General features: G+C 70.2%; 14 protein-coding genes and 1 pseudogene. 8 read left to right on the plus strand and 7 right to left on the minus strand.

The genetic code is table 11. The annotated features are described in order from the left end of the window. Positions 1 to 17 precede the first annotated feature (17 nt). The 3 genes from AC31A1_RS00620 to AC31A1_RS00630 all read right to left on the minus strand — a co-directional run bounded on the left by AC31A1_RS00620 (position 18) and on the right by AC31A1_RS00630 (position 2,558). Complete coding sequence (locus tag AC31A1_RS00620) at positions 18 to 596, minus strand: hypothetical protein (RefSeq protein ID WP_489651259.1); 579 nt, start codon at positions 594 to 596, stop codon at positions 18 to 20. A 142-nt stretch (positions 597 to 738) separates the two neighbouring features. Beyond that, positions 739 to 1,617: a SigB/SigF/SigG family RNA polymerase sigma factor gene (locus tag AC31A1_RS00625; RefSeq protein WP_489651260.1), complete on the minus strand. Its 879-nt coding sequence runs from the start codon at positions 1,615 to 1,617 to the stop codon at positions 739 to 741. A gap of 128 nt (positions 1,618 to 1,745) precedes the next feature. After that, positions 1,746 to 2,558: an SAM-dependent methyltransferase gene (locus AC31A1_RS00630; protein WP_489651261.1), complete on the minus strand. Its 813-nt coding sequence runs from the start codon at positions 2,556 to 2,558 to the stop codon at positions 1,746 to 1,748. A gap of 203 nt (positions 2,559 to 2,761) precedes the next feature. Between AC31A1_RS00630 and AC31A1_RS00635 the strand changes: the two genes are divergently transcribed. After that, positions 2,762 to 4,048 (plus strand): PP2C family protein-serine/threonine phosphatase, encoded by a 1,287-nt coding sequence (locus tag AC31A1_RS00635; protein WP_489651262.1) that lies wholly within the window; start codon positions 2,762 to 2,764, stop codon positions 4,046 to 4,048. Positions 4,049 to 4,088: 40 nt separating this feature from the next. Here AC31A1_RS00635 and AC31A1_RS00640 read toward each other — a convergent pair whose 3' ends face one another. Continuing rightward, a complete protein-coding gene (locus tag AC31A1_RS00640) occupies positions 4,089 to 4,535 on the minus strand; it encodes an ATP-binding protein (RefSeq protein ID WP_489651263.1) in 447 nt (148 codons plus the stop codon). Between the two features lie 240 nt (positions 4,536 to 4,775). On the opposite strand from AC31A1_RS00640, the gene AC31A1_RS00645 reads away from it, so the two are divergent. The 4 genes from AC31A1_RS00645 to AC31A1_RS00660 all read left to right on the plus strand — a co-directional run bounded on the left by AC31A1_RS00645 (position 4,776) and on the right by AC31A1_RS00660 (position 8,231). After that, positions 4,776 to 5,648, plus strand: a complete 873-nt coding sequence (locus AC31A1_RS00645; protein ID WP_489651264.1) for a helix-turn-helix domain-containing protein — start codon at positions 4,776 to 4,778, stop codon at positions 5,646 to 5,648. Next, a complete protein-coding gene (locus tag AC31A1_RS00650; protein WP_366495946.1) occupies positions 5,645 to 5,896 on the plus strand; it encodes a DUF397 domain-containing protein in 252 nt (83 codons plus the stop codon). Before AC31A1_RS00645 ends, AC31A1_RS00650 begins: the two co-directional genes overlap by 4 nt. 84 nt (positions 5,897 to 5,980) lie before the next feature. Continuing rightward, positions 5,981 to 6,808, plus strand: a complete 828-nt coding sequence (locus AC31A1_RS00655; RefSeq protein ID WP_489651265.1) for an SAM-dependent methyltransferase — start codon at positions 5,981 to 5,983, stop codon at positions 6,806 to 6,808. A gap of 379 nt (positions 6,809 to 7,187) precedes the next feature. Continuing rightward, positions 7,188 to 8,231 (plus strand): glycoside hydrolase family 5 protein, encoded by a 1,044-nt coding sequence (locus tag AC31A1_RS00660; protein WP_489651266.1) that lies wholly within the window; start codon positions 7,188 to 7,190, stop codon positions 8,229 to 8,231. A gap of 89 nt (positions 8,232 to 8,320) precedes the next feature. Here AC31A1_RS00660 and AC31A1_RS00665 read toward each other — a convergent pair whose 3' ends face one another. Beyond that, entirely contained in the window at positions 8,321 to 8,500 is a 180-nt protein-coding gene (locus tag AC31A1_RS00665; protein WP_489651267.1) for a hypothetical protein, read from the minus strand. Here AC31A1_RS00665 and AC31A1_RS00670 point away from each other — a divergent pair. Continuing rightward, positions 8,499 to 9,131, plus strand: a pseudogene (locus AC31A1_RS00670) (SDR family NAD(P)-dependent oxidoreductase); the annotation flags it as partial. The gene AC31A1_RS00665 and the pseudogene AC31A1_RS00670 overlap by 2 nt on opposite strands. Positions 9,132 to 9,363: 232 nt before the next feature. After that, entirely contained in the window at positions 9,364 to 9,987 is a 624-nt protein-coding gene (locus tag AC31A1_RS00675) for a class II aldolase/adducin family protein (RefSeq protein ID WP_489651268.1), read from the plus strand. 32 nt (positions 9,988 to 10,019) lie between these two features. Here AC31A1_RS00675 and AC31A1_RS00680 read toward each other — a convergent pair whose 3' ends face one another. Beyond that, positions 10,020 to 10,949: an oxygenase MpaB family protein gene (locus AC31A1_RS00680; RefSeq protein WP_489651269.1), complete on the minus strand. Its 930-nt coding sequence runs from the start codon at positions 10,947 to 10,949 to the stop codon at positions 10,020 to 10,022. 30 nt (positions 10,950 to 10,979) lie between these two features. Then, the gene (locus tag AC31A1_RS00685) at positions 10,980 to 11,246 is read right to left on the minus strand and encodes a hypothetical protein (protein WP_489651270.1); all 267 of its coding nucleotides are present in this window, start codon (positions 11,244 to 11,246) and stop codon (positions 10,980 to 10,982) included. 82 nt (positions 11,247 to 11,328) lie between these two features. On the opposite strand from AC31A1_RS00685, the gene AC31A1_RS00690 reads away from it, so the two are divergent. Then, on the plus strand, positions 11,329 to 19,164 hold the full coding sequence (locus AC31A1_RS00690; protein WP_489651271.1) for an SDR family NAD(P)-dependent oxidoreductase: 7,836 nt from the start codon (positions 11,329 to 11,331) through the stop codon (positions 19,162 to 19,164). Positions 19,165 to 19,413 lie beyond the last annotated feature (249 nt).

Raw genomic sequence — 19,413 nt, forward strand, 5'->3', positions numbered from 1 at the left:
CCGCCCGCTGTCGTCGGTCAGTAGTAGGCGCGGAGGTACCGGTCGAGCCGGGACCGGGCCTTGTCCACGCTCAGCCCGAGCGCCTTGCCGAGTGCCTCGCCCGGCACGTCGTCGGCCTGCGCCCCGTACGCCGCCTCCTTGCCGACCCGGGCGGACAGGCGCTCCAGGATGGCCACCGCCTTCAGCGCGGCGACCGGCGCCGCGTCCGAGAGCGCGTCGAGCCGTTCCTCCAACTGATCGATCAGCTCGGAGAGTTCCTCAGGCAACGGGACTGTCCGGCGTTCGACCGCGTGGATGTGTTCCCACCACTCGTCGTACGCGTCGGAGGTGTCCAGGTCGTCCAGGTCGTGGTCCTGCACCTGGTCCCAGTCGATGGGATGACTGTCCCCACGCCAACCGCACGCGCAGGAGGCCCGCCAGCCGGCTGCCCGGGGCCGGCCCATCGAGCCGTTGTAGGCCCACCACTCACGCGTCTCGAACATGGAACTGCCGCTGCCCACATCCAGGTACACGGACTTCGGCTCACTGCCGTCGGCGAGGACCGCCCCCACGATGCCCTCGTGGGACTCCCCGAACTCCTCACTCCGCCACGCCACAACTCCCCCTTCCGGCAACCCCGCGACGGCCGGGCCCGCACCTGAGGTGCCTGCCCGGCCACAGTACGAGAGTGCCGCAGAACGGACATCCGGGGAGGGTGAAATCACCCAACAGCCCGGGTTGTTGGGCCGGAACGACTCGTCAGGCGGCCGCGGGATCGAGCAGCCCCGCACGGAGGCGGCGGAGCATACGGCTGATGAGCCGGGACACGTGCATCTGGGAGATGCCGAGTTCCTCGCCGATCTCGGCCTGGGTGCGCTCCTCGACGTAGCGCATGTGGATGATCTTCCGCTCGCGCTCGTCGAGTTGGGCGATGAGGGGGGCCAAGGAGCTGAGGTCGTCGACCAGTTCGAGCCCCGGGTCGTCCTCGCCGATGACGTCGGCCAGGACGGTCTCGCCCTCGGCGCCCGCGTCGGAGCTGAGCGCCGCGTCGAGCGAGGAGGAGGTGTAGCCGTTGGACGCCTTGCGGGCCTCGATGACCTCTTCCTCGGTGAGGCACATCAGCTCGGACAGCTCACGCGTGGTCGGCGTACGACCGAGGCGGGACCGCAGTTCCTCGGTCGCCTTGGCCAGCTCGACGCGGGCCTCCTGCAGTCGGCGCGGCACGTGGACGGCCCAACTGGTGTCGCGGAAGAAGCGCTTGATCTCGCCGACGATGTAGGGGACGGCGAACGACGTGAACTCCACCTGCCGCGAGAGCTCGAACCGGTCGATCGCCTTGATGAGTCCGATCGTGCCGACCTGGACGATGTCCTCCATCTCGTTGTTGCTGCGGCTGCGGAAGCGCGCGGCCGCGTAGCGCACGAGGGAGAGGTTCATCTCGATCAGGGTGTTGCGCACGTACTGGAACTCGTGGGTGCCCTCCTCCAGCGAGGTCAGCCGGTCGAAGAACTGGCGCGACAGCTCACGCGCGTCCTTCGGGCTCACCTTCGACGGCTCGGCGATCATCGGGAGGGCCTCCCCGACCGTGGTCCGCCGTCCTGCCGTGGCCGGTGCCTTCGCTGCCGTCACGGCTGCCATATCGCCCACCCCATTCGTCCGAAGGAACTGCCGACAAGAGCCCTCTGCCCCGGTTCTCGCGACTCACTCCCCCGCATCCGGCCAAATCCGGGGCGGGCACCTCGTTTTCCCTCCGAAGTACCCGCGGTCTACGGGTTCTTGGCGCCGACGCCCGCGTAGACCCAGTACTCCGAGGGGTTGTCGGGGATCTCGTCCGCCGGGTCCGGGCGCCAGAGGGGGACGTAGGTCAGGCCGGGCGCGACGAGGTCAAAGCCGTCGAACAGGCCGAGGATCTCGTCGTAGGAGCGGGCCGTGACGGGCGAAGTGGCCTTGGAGCTGTACAGCTTGCCCACGGCCGCCGCGGTGTCCGGGCGGTCCTCGTTGGTGGCGTGGCTCATGGCCAGCCAGCTGCCGTCGGGCAGTGCGTCGCGGAAGGCGGCGACGATGCCGGCCGGGTCCTCTGCGGGTGTGACGAAGTGCAGGATCGTGATCATCAGGACGGCGACGGGCTGCTCGAAGTCGATCAACTTCCGTACCTGCGGCGAGGACAGAACGTCGGCCGGTCTGCGGATGTCGCCGTCGACGATGTCCGCGTCCGGGTTGTCGCCGAGGAGGGAGGTGCTGTGGGCGACGGCCACCGGGTCGTTGTCCACGTACACCACCCGGGCTCCGGGACTGGCGGCCTGCGCGACCTCGTGGACGTTGCCCTGGGTGGGGATGCCCGAGCCGAGGTCGATGAACTGCCGTACGCCGGAGTCGACCAGGAAGCGCACGGCCCGGCCGAGGAAGTCGCGGTTGGCGCGGGCCAGGGTGCGCACCTGGGGGTCGATCGCGGTGAAGGCCGCCAACGCCTCGCGGTCTATGGCGAAATTGTGTTCACCGCCCAGCATCGCGTCGTACATTCGGGCGACACTCGCCTTGCGAGGATCGATCCCCTGCGGCAGACCTGCGCTGTCCGTCACCACAACTCCCTTTGGCCCCAGGTTCCTTGACGCGCCATCATATAGTTGCCGAGGAAAGCACAGCAGACCGCTTGCCCCACGCCACGCGGCCGGTCCCCACCCGGAAAGGCACGACCCTGCGGAACCAACCGCGCAGTCATCACGGTGACGCACCCCCTGCCGGGCCCCCACGCCGCAGGCAGGCCTTCGCCCCCGCCGCGGACGTGATCGGCTCGGAGCTCGACCTGCGGCTGACCGGCAGCCATGTCGTGCACGCGCTGACGCCCGGGTTCTGCGACGCGGCGTCGGTGTATCTGCTGGAGCGGTGGGTGCTGGAGGAGAACGCGTATCCCGCCGTGGATCCGCCGCAGGTCGAGGCGCGTCGGCTGGCGGTGCGGGTGGGCACGGAGGCGCCCGAGAGCTGGGACGGTGTGCTGCCGGTCGGCGAGGTGGTCGTCTTCCCGCGCGAGACCCCGTACGCACGCGCCCTCGCCAGCGGTCACTCGCAGGTCCTCGACGGAGTGGACAAGCACACCTCCGACCGGCTGCTGGCCTCCGCAGGCGGGGACGCGCAGCGCATAGACGACCTGCTGGGGACGGCGTCCTTCCTCGTCGTCCCGCTCCAACTGCGGGGCGCCACCGTCGGGTTCATCGCCTGTACGCGCGGCCCGGAGCGGGACCCGTTCCTGCCCGGCGAGGCCGTGGCGGTGGAGTCGCTGGCGGCCCGGGCCAGTGTGGCCCTGGACAACGCGCGCCGCTACGAACGCGAGCGCCGGACCGCGCTGGCCATCCGCAACAGCCTGCTCCCGGACCCGGCCCAGGCGTTCCACGGCTGCCGCATCGCGCACGGCTATCTCCCGGCCGGCCAGGGCAACATCATCGGCGGCGACTGGTTCGACGTCCTGCCCCGCCCCGGCGGCCGGGTCGGTCTGGTCGTCGGCGACGCGATGGGCCACGGCCCCGAGTCCGCCGTAGCCATGATCCAGTTGCGTACGGCCGTGCGCACGCTGGCCCGGCTCGACATGGAACCGGCCGAACTCATGCGCCGGCTGGACGAGTTGGCCTACGACACTCCGGGCGCGTCCTTCGCGACCTGCATCTACGCCGAGTGGGACGCCCGGGCGCACTCCTGCACCCTGGTCGGCGCCGGCCACCCGCCGCCGCTGCTGCGCGGCCCGCACGGACCGGCCGTACCGGTGACGCTCGCCAGCGCGGGGCTGCCGCTGGGACTCGGCACGGGCAACTACGAGGCCACGGTGCTGGCCATCGACGAACCGGCGCTGCTCCTGCTGTACAGCGACGGGCTGGTCGAGTCGCGGCACGCCGACATCGACCAGGAGATCGCCGGCCTGGCCCGGGCCCTCGACACGGCCGCCGCCGAGACCACGCCGGCCGACGGACCGGAGGCGTTCCCCTCGCTGTGCGAGCGGCTGCTGCGGGCCCCGTCGGCGACGCCCGGGGCGGACGACCGGACGCTGCTGCTGGCCGAGTTGACGCCCGCGACCACCTGAACAGGCCGCGGGCGTCCTCGCCCCCTCCACGTGTCCGGCGTCAGTAGCCGGTGGACAGTGTGGCCCACACGGCTTTTCCGCCGGTGAGCGCCGACCGGTCGACCCCCCAGGTCTCAGCGATGGCCTGCACGATGAACAGTCCGCGCCCGCTCTCGTCGTCGACGCACGGCTCGCAGCGGGAGAGGTTGCTGCCCGTGTAGTCGTGGTCGTGGACCTCGACGCGCAGACTACGGTCGGTGACGAGTCCGACACCGCACAGGAGTCTCGCGCTGGGTGTGTGGCACACACCGTTGGTGGCCAACTCGGAGATGAGCAGGACCGCGTCGTCGCGCACGGCTTCGGGCAGGCGCCACTTGGCCAGTTGCGCGCCCATGGCGTGCCGGGCGGTCCGGACGCCGGAGCGGTGCGCGGGAAGTTCCAGCCAGTGCGCCAGATCCGGCCTGACGACGTCTAAGAGCTGCGGGGAGGGAGTCGTGTGGGGGGACACGGTGGTTCGCCTTCCATCGGGGGCGGGCGCAGGCGGGAGACGCACAGCATCAGCAACAGGCCTGCCGGAGACGGGGTGTTCCACCGAGAGGCCCAGGTCGCTCACACAAGTAACTATGCCCACAGCTCAGTTCAAGCTGCAACCGACTCCCTGATAATTTCAGAACGTCGGTTTCTGTCTGGCGGCATCAGCAAGTCGCTGTCAGACTAATGCCGGTGACAGTCCCTCAGGAGGTTGGGCGTGAGCGAAGCTCGGTCGAGCACCGGCGCGGGTGCACCCACGGTTCTGCGCATGATCCTCGGCCGGCGGCTGCAGGAGCGGCGACAGGGTGCGAACGTCTCCCTGGAGAACGCCGCCAGGGCCCTGCGGGTGACCTCCCTGACCATCCGCCGTCTGGAGAAGGCCGAGGTCGGCCTCAAGCCGCTCTACGTCGAAAAGCTGCTGGAGACCTACGGCGCCGACCGCCAGGAGATCGAGGAGTTCGTCGCCCTGGCCGAGCGCGCCAACGAGCCCGGCTGGTGGCACGCCTACCGCGATGTGCTGCCGGGCTGGTTCACCGCCTACGTGAGCCTGGAGACCGGCGCCAAGACCCTGCGCACCTATGAACCCCACTACGTCACGGGCCTGTTGCAGACGTACGACTACGCGCGAGGCGTACTGAGCGGCGGCTTCCCGAACGACAACGACGAAGACCTGGAACGGCGGGTGCAGTTACGCCTGCGCCGCCAGAGTCTGCTGGAGAGGCCGGACGCGCCCACGCTGTGGGCTGTGCTGGAAGAAGCCGTGCTCCACCGGGTGGTGGGCGGTCCCGCTGTCATGCGGGACCAGATAGACCGGCTTCTTGAGGTTTCGGAACTGGACCACGTCAGTGTTGACATCGTCCCGTTCTCGGCGGGTGCCCACGTGGGGGCGTGTGCACCCTTCACCTATTTCCGGTTCGAGGAACCTGAGCTGCCCGACGTCGTCTACAGCGAGATCCTCTCCGCCTCCATGTACCTGGACCAGCGATCCGATGTCGTGGCCCATCTGGAAGCGCACAACAGGATGTCGCTGCTGACCTCGTCCGCGGACAGCAAGGCGCTCTTGAACCGCATGCGCAAGGAGTACTCATGACCACCACGGACGACAAGGTCTACAACGGGATGCCCGCGTCGAACCTCGGCGATCAGGGCTGGGAATGCCCCTGGAGCGGCCCCAACGGAGGTCAGTGCGTGGAGACCAAGCAACTGGCCGACGGGCGCGTCGCGTTGCGCCAGTCGACCGACCCCGCCGGACCCGCTTTGATCTACACGCCCCAGGAGATGGCCGCGTTCGTCGACGGGGTCAAGCGGGGACTGGCCGACCATCTGATGGCAGGCTGAACCAGACCACGGGCGTGGGGAATTGGAGCCGGCCCGGCTGCGATCTGCCCGAGACGCCGATGCACACCACTTGAGAGGGAGAGCATGACCAACGCCCACGCCGCGCGGGACATCGACACCAGCAGGCCGCATTCCGCCCGCATGTACGACTACTACCTGGGCGGCAAGGACCACTTCGAGGTCGACAAGCAGGCGGCGGAGACGGTCGCGGAGGCCTACCCCGCCATCTTCGTCTGCGCCCGCGAGAACCGCGCGTTCATGCACCGGGCCACCCGCGTCCTCGCCAGGGAACACGGCATCCGCCAGTGGCTCGACATCGGCACCGGCATCCCCACCGAGCCGAACCTGCACCAGGTCGCCCAGTCCGTGGTCCCCGAGGCCCGGGTGGTCTACGCCGACAACGACCCCCTGGTCCTCAAGTACGCCGAGCGCCTGATGCGCAGCACCCGGCAGGGTCGCACCACATATGTGCAGGCGGACGTCAACGACCCCGAAACCCTTCTCAGCGCCCCTGAGTTGGCCGACATCCTGGACTTCGACAAGCCGATCGCGCTCTCCCTCAACGCGCTCCTGCACTTCGTCACCGACGCCCAGGAACCGTACGGGCTCGTGACCCGCCTGCTGTCCGTTCTCCCTTCGGGCAGTGCCCTGGCCATCAGCCACTGCACGCCCGACTTCGATCCGGCCACCTGGGCGAAGGTGACCTCGATCTACAACAACGCCGGGACACCGGTGCAGTTCCGCTCCCAGAAGGACGTCTCCCGCTTCTTCACCGGGCTCGAACTGCTCGACCCCGGCATCGCCGTCGGCCACCGCTGGCGCCCCGACGCCGCCGACGAGGACGCTCCCGTGACGGAGCCGCCCACGGACGCCGAGGTCAGCCTGTGGACCGGGGTGGGCATCAAGCCGTAGGCCCGGTCACGGGACGCCAACGACGTTACGTGCGGGAAACCTTGACGATGGCGGTGCCGGATGCCACGATTCCGGCGCCGCCATGTTTGCGTAAACATCTTCGGGACCGCCCCGGCCGACAGATTCGGTCGGCGTTCGGACCGCGGCATGTTTACGTAAACACCGCGTCGCGGCCGGCGGAGGAAGGAGAACTGGAGGCTCCCGGCGAGCAGGGCCCACCGTGCCCGCACTCCCCCGACACCACCGAGTCCACCGGGACTTGGGACGACGAGCCGACGAGCCGACGTCATCCGTCCCGCCCGGTATCCGTTCCGACGGCCGCTCAGCCGCGCGCAGGCCTCGCCATGCGCGGAGTCGCCATTCCTGAAAGGGCAAGTCGATGCGCACCATCCCCGCCAGAACCCGCCTGCGGGCCACCTTCGTGGCCGTCGCGATCGCCGCGGTCACCGGCACCACGCTGGCCGGCAGCCCCGCCTCCGCCGCGCCGAGCACGAACACGTCCCAGTTCAAGGGCGTCAACTGGGCCGACCCGCGCGACAATTACGCCGACGACCCGGTCGTCCTGTCCGGCCTGTCGCTCTCCGACAGCTACGCCCAGACGTACGCCAAGGCGACCCGGGTGATCGCCGCGTTCCGCGCCAACCTCGGTGCCAACACGGTACGGCTGCCCATCAACCCGTACACGGTGAACGGCAGTTACTGGAAGTCCTACCGCGGGGTGATCGACGCGGCGACGGCACAGGGGTTCAAGGTCATCGTCTCGTACTGGGAGGGGACGGGCGCCAACAAGGACGGCTTCATCGACGACCCCGCCACGTACTGGCCCATGTGGAACACCGTGGTCAAGGCGTACCAACACAACCAGCGGGTCTACTTCGAGCCGATGAACGAGCCCCACGGCTACACCGACGCCGAGTGGGCCGACCTCGCCGCCAAGTGGCTGGACACCTACTCCAAGGTGCCGCGCGACCGCGTCTTCGTCAGCGGCGCCGGCTACAACGACCACGTCACCACGGTCTGCGCCGACCCGCGTCTGAAGGGCACGTACCTCTCGCTGCACCACTACGGGTTCTGGAAGGACTACGCGACCTACGACCAGTGGGTGAGCGACCTCAAGGAACGCCTCGGCGACTGCGCGAACCGCACCGTGGCCGACGAGTTCGGCGCCCCGATGACCACGGGCCTGAACTACAACGTGCCGACGCCCGCCGACAACTCGGTCAACTTCATCCAGGCCGACACCGACACGTTCCGCAAGCTCGGCATGGGTTCGGTGTACTGGCCCGGCCTGCGCACCGACGACACGTACTCGATCCAGAAGCTCATCGGCGACGCGGCGCGCCCCTGGCTGGTCACCACGAACCAGTCCGGCGCCGACCGCCTGGCGTGGGCGTGGGGCCGCGGCAAGCCCGTGAAGTCCTGAGTCACCGCTCTGCCCCGATGCCCTGATCCGCGTCTCCCGTGCGACGGGGGCGCGGATCAGGGCGCGTTGGGCACGGGCTGCGGCGACGGTCAGGCGTCTCGCGCCTTGGCGCCGGCCACCTGACGCGTTTCCGAGATCTTGCCGTCCGTGACGGAGAAGATCGCCACCACACGGAATTCCCGCACCCGAAATAACCCTGGTCGCCGACCAAGAGCGCACCCCATCGCCTGGTCATCGCACAAGGGACTCATGGCGAAGATGTGATTCATCACCGGAGCTTCGAAGGGATTCGGCCGGGAATGGGCGGAAGCCGCGCTCGAACGGGGCGACCGGGTCGCCGCGACCAGCCGTTCCGCAGCCGCCTTCGACGACCTGGTCGAGAAGTACGGCGACGCGGTGCTGCCGCTGCGCGTCGACGTCGCCGACCGCGTGCCCGCATTCGAAGCCGTGCGGCAGGCGGTCGACACCTTCGGCGAGCTCGACGTCGTCATCAACAACGCGGGCTACGGCCTCTTCGGCATGGTCGAGGAAGTGTCCGAGCAGCAGGCCCGCGACCAGATCGAGATCAACGTGTTCGGCGCGCTCTGGGTCACCCAGGCCGTGCTCCCCCACCTCCGCGCCCGCGGCTCCGGCCACATCATCCAGGTGTCGTCCGTCGCCGGCGTCACCTCGCTGCCCGGACTCGGCCTCTACCACGCCTCCAAGTTCGCCCTGGAAGGGTTCACCGCGAGCCTCGCCGCCGAGGTGACGGGCTTCGGCATCAAAGTCACCCTCGTCGAGCCGGCCGGCTACGCCACCGAATGGGCGGGGCCCTCCGCGGTGCGGACCGAACATCTTCCGGCCTACGACGATTTCCGTACGGCCATGTCGGGGATCTCCTCCCGGCGCGGCTCGACGAGTGGCGGAACCGGGACGAGGTCTCCAAAATCGCGTTCTGACCCTGAGACGCGACGCCACATCCTCGATCAGAGTGCAGCGAGCGCTACAGCACCCTGACGCACCGTCAACTCGCGGCGCGAGGCAGCGATTTGGTCGTCGGGGCCGACTGAAGGATCTGCTCGATTCCGAAGTCGAAGCGCTCGCTGTAGTCGATCGAAAGGTAGTCCTCCAGCACCACGTGGAGGCCCGGGAAATGCTGCTCGTCCTCTGTTTCCCGCAGACGGTCGTGGAACGCGGCCGGTGTCGCCTGTTCTCCAAGATCCGCGTCAGCGACCTGCTGTTCATCGACGAGGAGGGCCGGGTCGTCGAGGGCGAACGCCGGACCAACAAGGCGGCCTTCTGGATCCACTCCTCCATCCACCAGGCCCGGCCGGACGTCGTGGCCGTGGCGCACGCGCACACCATCCACGGCAGGGCCTTCGCGTCACTCGACAAGCTCCTGGACCCGATCGCGCAGGAGTCCTGCGCTTTCTACGACGACCACGTGCTGTTCGACGAGTACAAGGGCCTGGTGCTGGAGCGGACCGAGGGCGAGCGGATCGCCGTCCGGCTCGGCGGTCGACGGGCCGCCAATCTCCGCCATCACGGCCTGCTGACGGCCGGGCGGTCCGTCGAGGAGGCCGCGTGGTGGTTCATCACCATGGACCGCGCCTGCCAGATACAGCTCCCCGCCGATGCCGCCGGCAGGCCCCGCGTCATGACCGAGGAGGAAGTCACCCTGGCCCACCGGCAGTTCAGCAACGCCAACATGGCCCGCCACAACTTCAACCTCCTGGCCGACCTCGTGGTGGGGGAAGAACCCGACGTCCTGGGCTGAGCCCCGCCGCGAGGACAACCACGCGGCGACGGCTACACATCGGGCGCGTAGTGCTTGCCGTCACCCCGGCTCTCCACCGGAGGCAGATTCCGCCGCGGCGTCTCGACCGGTCCTACGGCGAGACCGCGCGCCCGCCGCCAACCGGCCCTGGCCCGCGGGTGGTAGCGCCGCTCGAACGGCACGAGGTGCCAGCCGAGCGCGACGGTACGGCCCACCAGCCACAGCCCGACCGCGCTCCGACGCGACCATCGGTAGCCCAACTTGGCGCGCACCGCGGGCGGATACATCCCGACGGTGATCCAGACGAAGGGCCGGGTCAGCGGACCCCGGATGACCCGCCACACCACGTCCGGCAGCCACTTCAGAAAAGGCGGCTTGCCGATGCGGCGGATGTCCAGCACGGCACGTGCCGCCCGGTTGTCCTCCAGGGTGTCGGCGCACATCCGCTCGAAGTACGCGGTGAATCCTGCCCAGTTGGCCGGAGCGGGCCGGTCGCTGACCCCGTAGAGCCGGTACCACTGAAGACTCTCGGCGTAGAACCGCTCCTTCTGTTCCTCCGTCAGCGGCCGGCCGAAGTACCGGCACACCAGCACCGGGACCATGACGAAGGTCGCGTGCGCCCAGAAGAAGGTGTCCGGATCGAGGGCGTGATAGCGCCGCCCCTGGCCGTCAACTCCCTTGATACCGACGTGGTAGTCGCGCACCTCGCGGGCGGTACGGGCCGCGTCCGGGCCGTCGTAGATCACTCCGGCGATCGGGTAGAGCGAACGGAGCAGCCGTTCCCAGCGCTCCTCGAAGAACTCTGAATGTTCCTCGACTCCGGCGCCCAGGGCGGGATGCATGTTCTGCATCGACCCGGCCCAGAGGCCGATCAGCATGCCCCGCCAGTCGCTGAAGTACCGCCAGGCCAGAGACGACGGTCCGAGCGGCTCGGGTGTCGACGGGTCGCCGGGTGTGGTCACGGGCCGCTCCTGGATGCCGAGTTGAGGAACTTACAGGGCCCACCAGCAGTACAACCGCCGGTTCTCCGCCGCGGCTCTCCTGGCCAGGCCGGACAACCGATGGAGCAGTTCCGACGTCTTGGTGGATGTAAATCTCAGTTCGGTGAGGATGCCTTCGAGCCGTGCCATCACGACCACCGGGTCGATGCCCTTGAGGGACAGCACGTCGAACACCGACACATCGGGCCCGCCCGGTCCGTCGAGGACACCGACGGCGGCCTCGTCACTCGCGGCCGAGAAGTACTCGCACATCACCATGCCGTAGAGCGTGCCCTATGCAGCCGTCTGACGGCGACTGTCGTACGGTGACCGCTCACTGTGGGGGAACGAAAGGGTGGGAATGGGAATTCACGGGGGCGACTCGGTGCGTACACTGCCGGACATCCTGCGGGAGCACGCGACTCGGATCGGCGGGAAGACCGCGTACCGGGACGACCGACGTGCCGTCACCTACGGGGAGTTGGAGCGGCGCACCGGCCGGGTGGCGGGGCATCTGGTTCGGCTCGGGGTACGGCGTGGAGACCGGGTCGCGATCCATCTGGGCAACCGGGTGGAGCTGGTGGAGACCTGGCTCGGGGTGCTGCGCGCCGGGGCGATCGGCGTGTTGCTCAACCCTGCCGCGTCGGAAGAGGAGTTGGCGTATTTCCTCGACGACAGCGGTGCCGTGGCTGTGGTGAGCGAGGAACCGCTCGCCCAACTGGCCGCCGGACAACGGATGATCGTCGCCGGACAGGACGAGCCGACCGACGGCACGATCTCTTTCGAAAGCCTTGCCGGGACGGATTCGGGTACGGCGCCCCGCGACGACCTCGATCTCGACGAACCGGCCTGGATCCACTACACCTCGGGCACCACCGGGCAGAGCAAGGGCGTTGTCTCCACGCAGCGTTCGGCACTGTGGTCGGTGACAGCGGCCTACGTACCCGCGTACGGACTGGAGCAACAGGACCGGCTGCTCTGGCCGTTGCCGATTTTCCACGCCCTCGGCCACTCCGTGTGCCTGTTGGGTGTCCTCTCGGTCGGTGCGACCGCACGCGTCCTCGCACCGGGCGCGAACGTCGCCGAGGCGCTGGACTCCGAGCCGTTCACGATCCTGGGCGGGGTGCCCGCCACCTACCGCCTTCTGCTGGAGTCGCTGCGAGCGACGGCGCGTCCGGTGCCACCCTCGCTGCGCGTGTGCGTCAGCGGAGGGGCTCCCTGCTCCCCAGAGCTGCGAGCCGAGGTCGAACGGGCCCTGACCGCACCCCTGTTGGACGGGTACGGCTCCACGGAGACCTGCGGGAAGATCGCGATCGAGCGGCTCGACGACCCCCGTGACGACCCCTCGCGTGGATTCCCGCTGCTGGTGCTGGACGTCCGGATCACCGATCCGTCCACCGGCGCCGAGGCCGCCGCCGGGGACGAGGGCGAGATCTGGGTGCGCGGACCCGGGCTGATGACGGGATACCACAACCGTCCGGACGCGACCGCCGAGGCGTTCACCGACGGCTGGTACCGCACCGGGGACCTCGGTCGGCGCGACGCGAACGGCCATCTCCATGTCACCGGCCGTGTCAAGGAGTTGATCATCCGGGGCGGTGTGAACATCAACCCCTCCGAAGTGGAGCGGGTGTTGCTGGCCCGCCCCGACATCGCCGACGCCGCCGTGGTCGGCCGGCGGCACGACGTGCTGGGCGAGGTGCCGGTGGCGTTCGTCGTGCCCGGCCCGGACGGGGTCGACACGGCGGCGGCCCTCGCCGCCTGCCGGGAACGGCTGTCCGGGTTCAAGGTGCCGGACGAGATCTATCCGACCCCGTCCCTCCCCCGTACCGCGTCCGGCAAGATCGCCCGGGCCGTGCTCGCCGAGCAACTGCCGGAGCGCCTCGCGGCGGAACGTACGACCGCGTCGGCCGCGCTGCGTGAGCGACTCGCGGCCGCGTCCGACGCCGTACTCGACCTCGTTCTCGAAGTGACGGCACGGACTCTCGACGTGCCCGTGCGGGAGCTGGACTCCGAAGTGCCGTTCAACGAACAGGGATTGACCTCGCTCGGCGCTGTCCTGCTGCGCGACCGCCTGGGCACGGCCACTGGCCTCGCCCTGCCCGCGACGCTGGTGTTCGACCACCCCACGCCCGCCGCCGTGGCGACCCTGGTGCGCGACGCGTTGCACGGCGACAACCCCGCGCGTGCCACGGGAGACGGCCATGACGCCGAACCCGGTGAACCGATCGCCATCGTGGCCATGGCCTGCCGCTACCCGGGCGGAGTCGAATCCCCGGAGGATCTATGGCAGTTGGTCGCGGACGGCACCGACGCGACCTCGGACTTCCCCGCCGACCGCGGCTGGAACGTGGCCGACCTGTACGACCCGGACCCCGACCGCCTCGGCAAGTCCGTCACCCGCCGAGGCGGATTCCTCGACCAGGCAGCCGACTTCGACGCGGCCTTCTTCATCATGTCGCCCCGCGAGGCCCTCGCCACCGACCCCCAGCAGCGACTGCTTCTGGAGACCGGCTGGGAGTTGCTGGAGCGGGCGGGCATGGACCCCACCGGTCTGCGCGACAGCGACACGGGCGTCTTCGTCGGCGTGATGCACGCCACCTATGCGAGCCGTCTACTCCACCGTGGCGGGCACGAGTTGGAGGCGCATCTCGCCCTCGGTTCGGCGGGCAGCGTGGCCTCCGGCCGTATCGCCTACACGCTGGGGCTGCGCGGGCCCGCCGTGACGGTGGACACCGCGTGCTCGTCGTCGCTGGTCGCGATGCATGCGGCGGTACGGTCGCTGCGCGACGGGGAGTGCTCGCTCGCCGTCGCCGGCGGGGTCACGATGATGGCCTCGCCCGGCCCGTTCATCGCGTTCAGCAGACTGCGCGGGCTGGCCCCGGACGGCCGCTGCAAGCCCTTCTCGGCGGCGGCCGACGGCACCGCCTGGGGCGAGGGCGTCGGCCTGGTCCTGCTGGAACGGCTCTCCGACGCGCGGCGCAACGGCCACCCCGTACTCGCCGTACTGCGCGGCTCGGCCGTCAACTCCGACGGCGCGTCCAACGGCCTCACCGCGCCCAACGGCCCCGCCCAGCAACGGGTGATCCGCTCGGCACTGGCCGACGCGGGACTGTCCCCGGCCGACATCGACACGGTGGAGGCCCACGGCACGGGCACCGCACTCGGCGACCCGATCGAGGCCCACGCGCTCCTCGCGACCTACGGCCAGGACCGCACCGCCCAACGCCCGCTGTGGCTGGGCTCGTTGAAGTCCAACCTCGGCCACACCCAGGCCGCGGCCGGTGTCGGCGGCGTCATCAAGACCGTACTGGCCATGCACCACGACCGACTCCCCCGCACCCTCCACACCGACGAGCCGTCCCCGCACGTGGATTGGTCATCGGGGACCGTGCGACTTCTCTCCCAGGACGAGGAATGGCTCCCCGAGCCCGGCCGCCCGCGACGAGCGGCGGTGTCGGCGTTCGGTATCGGTGGGACCAACGCGCACGTGATCCTGGAGGAGCCCGAGGCGGCCGTAGTCGACGAACCGTCCCTTCGCCGCCCCGTGACACCTCCGCTGCTGCTGTCCGCCGCGAGCCCGGCAGCCCTGCGCGAACAGGCCGCACGCACCGCCGACTTCCTGCGCGACCACCCCGAACTCCCCCTGTCGGACCTGGCGTTCACGCTCGCCACCTCGCGAGCCGCACTCCCCCACCGAGCCACCGTGCCCGCCGACGACCGCGCGGCGACGCTGACCGCGCTCGACAGCCTGACGGCATCTGCTCCACCACGAACCACCCACCCCTCCGCCCGTCTGGCCCTGCTCTTCACCGGCCAGGGAGCCCAACGGACGGGCATGGGAAGAGAGTTGTACGACACCTTCCCGGAGTTCGCGACCGCCTTCGACGCCTTGTGCGCGCGCTTCGACGCCCGTCTGGAACGTCCGCTGCGCTCAGTCCTCTGGGACACCGACGCGGGCGCACTGCTGAACCGTACGGACTTCGCCCAGGCGGCCCTGTTCACCTTCGAGGTGTCCGTCTTCCGGCTGCTCGAATCCTGGGGCATGCGGCCGGAGTTCCTGGCCGGGCACTCGGTCGGCGAGCTGGCGGCGGCCCACTGCGCGGGCGTGCTGTCCGAGGCGGACGCCGTCGAACTGGTCGCGGCGCGCGGGAGGTTGATGCGGGAGCTGCCGGAGGGCGGTGCCATGGTGGCGCTCGACGCCACCGAGGCTGAGGTGACGCCCGAGCTGACGGACGGGGTCGCGATCGCGGCGGTGAACGGCCCCCGTGCGGTCGTCGTCTCCGGTGCGGAGGAGCCGGTCCTCGCGCTGGCGGAGCGGTTCGCCGTACGCGGCCGTCGTACCGTCCGGCTCCGGGTCAGCCACGCCTTCCACTCCCCTCTCATGGAGCCGATGCTCGCCGAATTCGGGCGTGTGGCAAGCGAGTTGACGTACCGCTCCCCCACCGTCCCGGTGATGTCGGGCCTGACCGGGCTTCCGGCCATCGGGGACGAGCTGCGGTCGGCCCAGTACTGGGTACGGCATGCCCGTGAGGCCGTGCGGTTCGGGGACGCCGTGCACTGGCTGGCGCACGACGGACGGGTCACCGCGTTCACCGAGATCGGCCCGGACGCCCAGCTCACGGCCCAGGCCGCGGCGAGCCTGGCCGGAACCGTCAAGGAACTCCTCTTCACCCCGGCGGCCCGCCGGGACGGCGTAGAGCCACGGACGGTGTTCGACGCTCTCGGCCAACTCCACGTCCACGGCGTTCGGTTGGACTGGCGCCAGGTGTACGCGGCCAGCGGCGCCCGACGGGCCGACGGTCTGCCGACCTACCCTTTCCAGCGGCAGCGCTACTGGCTGCCCGACACCGGCACCGACGCGAGCGCCGGTTCCGGGCACCCGCTGCTCACGCAGACGGTCACGGTGCCGGGCACCGAACGCCTGCTGTGCACGGGCAGGTTGTCCGGCGCGGCCCAGCCGTGGCTGCGCGATCACGTCGTGGGCGGGCACACCCTCGTGCCCGGCGCCGCGTTCGCCGACCTCGTGCTGCACGCGGGCGACCTGTGCGGTCTCGCCGCACTGGAGGAACTCGCCCTGCTCAACCCGCTGTTCCTCCCCGAGGACGACGAAGAGGGCATCCAACTCCAAGTGGTCCTGGGCGAGCCCGACGACTCCGGACGCCGAAGCGCGGACGTGTACGCGCGACCCGAGGAATCCGGCGCGCTCGGTGCCTGGACGCAGCACGCGACCGGCCGACTCGGCCCGGGCACTCCCGGCGTCCTGGACGGCGCGCTCTCCCTCACGGCGTGGCCGCCGGCGGGTGCTACGCGGGTGGAACTCTCCGGTGCCTACGAGCGGGTGGCCGAAGCCGGGCTGGCGTACGGTCCGGCGTTCCAAGGGGTCACGGCGTTGTGGCGGCGGGACGAGGAACTGTTCGCCGAGGTGGGCCCGTTGCCGCTCGCGGACGCCCGGCACCACATGCTTCACCCGGCCCTGCTGGACGCCGCCCTGCACCCGGGACTGCTCGCCGAGCCCCCGGCCGGTGCACCCCGACTGCCTTTCGCCTGGCGGGGGTTGACCCTGCACGCCACGGGTGCGACGGCCCTGCGCGTCCGCATGACGACGACCGGCCCGGACTCGATCACCCTCGACCTCGCCACCCCGACGGGCGCGCCCGTGGCCCGGCTGGAGTCGATGACGACCCGCCCCGCACCGGAGATGGGTCCCACCCCGGCCGGAGAGCTGTACCGGCTGCGCTGGACGGGCGTTCCGACCGCCGGCGAGGCACCCGCCGTAGCGATGTCGGAGACGGACGACCTGCACCTGGCCGCGTTCCTCGCCTCCGCCGACGACGAGTCGTCCTGGTCCGAGAAGGAGCCGGAGTTGGTGGTGGCGTCCCTGTCCGCTCCCGGCGACACGAGCACGGACCCGGCCGCCGCAGCGCACGAACTGACCGCACGGGCAATGCAGTTGCTGCAAACACATCTCACCGGTTCCGGGCGGCTGGCGGTGGTCACGCGCGGTGCCACCGATGCCTCCCCCGATCTGCCCGCCGCCACGGTCTGGGGTCTGCTGCGGACCGCGCAGTCCGAGTACCCCGGACGCCTTACCCTCGTGGACGTCGACGGCCATCCCGAGTCGCTACGACAGCTGCCCGCCGCCCTCGCCACCGGTGAGCCCCAAATCGCCGTCAGGGAAGGCATGTTGAGTGTCCCCCGACTGGCGATCGCACCCGGTTCGGCGACCGACGGCTCGCTCGGCGAGGGCACCGTCCTCATCACCGGTGGCACCGGGTCCCTGGGGGCGATGCTGGCCCGGCACTTGGTCGACCGACACGGAGTTCGACGACTCGTACTCCTCAGTCGGCGCGGCGAACAGGCGCCGGGCGCACGGGAGTTGCGGAACAATCTCCAGCAGGCGGGCGCTCAGGTGGACCTCGTGGCCTGCGACATCTCCGAGCGGGACCAACTCGCCGCCGTGGTCAAGACGTTCGGGCCCGACCTGACCGCCGTAGTGCACGCGGCCGGGGTTCTGGATGACGGCGTGCTGGCCTCGATGACTCCTGAGCGGCTGGCGGTGGTGATGCGGCCGAAAGCCCATGCGGCCTGGCAGCTGCACGAGTTGACGAAGGATCTGCCGCTGGCGCGGTTCGTGCTGTTCTCGTCGGCGGCAGGGCTGTTGGGAAATCCCGGTCAGGCCAACTACGCGGCGGCGAACTCCTTCCTGGACGCGCTCGCCCGACATCGCTCTGAACTCGGTCTGGCCGCACTGTCGTTGACCTGGGGTGCGTGGGCGGACGAGGAGGGCATGGCGGCTCGCAGCGGCCGGGTTCACGGAGGGCCGGTACGCGCGGTCTCCCCTGAGCAGGCGTTCGCGCTCTTCGACGCCGCCCTCGGCAGCGGCGAACCGGTCCTCGCGCCACTGCCGTTGGACCGCTCACCCAAGGCGATCCCGGCCGGGACGGTCGTTCCGCCGCCGCTGCGCGGGCTGGTGCGCGCGGAGCGGCGGTCAACCTCCTCCGCCATCCCGGTGGACGGTGCCGCCGGGTCCTGGCGGGACCGGCTCGCGGCGCTGCCCGTGCCCGAGCGGCTGCCGGCGCTGGTGGCGCTGATCCGTATCGAGGTGGCCGGTGTGCTCGGGCACTCGGACGCCGACGCGGTCGACCGGGACTTCTCGGAACTGGGCCTCGACTCCTTGATGCGGGTCATGCTCTGCAACCGGTTGAGCGTGCTGACCGGGACGCCCCTCGCGGTGACCGTGGCCTACGACTGGCCGGACACGGAACGGCTCGCCGAGCATCTGTACGGCGAGTTGCGCGGCGGTCTGCCGGACGAGGTCTCGGCCGCGACCGTCCCGTCGCCGGTCCGGCCCGGTGGGCGCGGGCGCGGTGCCGGGCGGTCCCTGCCTGCCCTGTACAGGAAGGTCTGCGAGACCGGTGATGTCGTATCGGCCATGCATCTTCTGGTGACCGCATCCATCGGTGCGCCCGTCTTCGGGCCCGAGGAGGCCGCGCGGCACGCACTGCCGCCGTTGCGGCTGGCCGCCGGCACCCGGGGTCCCGCCCTCGTCTGTGTTCCCGGCTTCGCCGGCAACCTGGGCCGCCCCTGGTACGCGGGGCTCGCCCCTTGTTTCGAGGGCGAGCGGGACGTCTTCGAAGTACGGCACTCCGGCATCGACGACGGAGACGCGGTGGCCCGGGACCTGGAGTCGCTGACGAAGGCGCACGCCACGGCCGTACGGCATCAACTCGGCGACCGGCGTTACGTGTTGGTCGGTCATTCCATGGGCGGTACGGCCGCCCACGAGCTCGCCACCCGGCTGGCGGACCTCGGCGCTGCCCCTGCCGGGCTCGTGCTGATCGACTCGTACCACGTCACCCCGGACCGGGAGGCCGAGCCGTGGCTGCTGTCCCTGCCCGCGCGGATTCCGCTGATGGCCGGTGAGAGCTTCGACACCATGGTGGACGATCTGACCCTGCTGTCGCTGGGCGCGTACACCCGCATGTTCCGGGGCTGGCGGCCCGAGCCCATCGAGGTGCCCACCCTGCTGGTGCGCGCCTCCGAGCCGCTGGCGGACATGCCGCAGGAGTGGCGTTCGTCCTGGCCGGGCGTACGGGACACAGTGGACACCGCCGGCACGCATCTCAGCGTGCTGGAGGAGGACGCCGCGACGACGGCCAAGGTCGTCCGTGGCTGGATCGACGCGCTGGCGTAGTCCGGTACGAAACCCAATATCTACGTCGGCGACATGAGAAATGAAATTAACGTCCGCACACGGCCGATCGCGCCGTGCTACTATTGATCTCAGTTGCAGTTGTGGTTGCCAAACCCTTCAGATGCCCGCACCGCCCTCCGGGACGGTGGAGCATTTTTTTGTGTGTCCGGTTTCTTTCCGGCGGGGTGATCATCACGGCGACACGGAGTCCGCACACTGCGGGCTCCGGTGACCGCCCCGAAGGAGAAT

Source organism: Streptomyces sp. P5F9 (genome assembly GCF_057961495.1).

Excerpts from the sequence above, each read along its gene's own strand:
- AC31A1_RS00675 (WP_489651268.1), top strand. The coding sequence starts at position 9,364 with ATGCTGCTCGTCCTCTGTTTCCCGCAGACGGTCGTGGAACGCGGCCGG.
- AC31A1_RS00665 (WP_489651267.1), bottom strand. The coding sequence starts at position 8,500 with ATGAATCACATCTTCGCCATGAGTCCCTTGTGCGATGACCAGGCGATG.
- AC31A1_RS00655 (WP_489651265.1), top strand. The coding sequence starts at position 5,981 with ATGACCAACGCCCACGCCGCGCGGGACATCGACACCAGCAGGCCGCAT.
- AC31A1_RS00685 (WP_489651270.1), bottom strand. The coding sequence starts at position 11,246 with ATGGTGATGTGCGAGTACTTCTCGGCCGCGAGTGACGAGGCCGCCGTC.
- AC31A1_RS00625 (WP_489651260.1), bottom strand. The coding sequence starts at position 1,617 with ATGGCAGCCGTGACGGCAGCGAAGGCACCGGCCACGGCAGGACGGCGG.
- AC31A1_RS00650 (WP_366495946.1), top strand. The coding sequence starts at position 5,645 with ATGACCACCACGGACGACAAGGTCTACAACGGGATGCCCGCGTCGAAC.
- AC31A1_RS00660 (WP_489651266.1), top strand. The coding sequence starts at position 7,188 with ATGCGCACCATCCCCGCCAGAACCCGCCTGCGGGCCACCTTCGTGGCC.
- AC31A1_RS00690 (WP_489651271.1), top strand. The coding sequence starts at position 11,329 with ATGGGAATTCACGGGGGCGACTCGGTGCGTACACTGCCGGACATCCTG.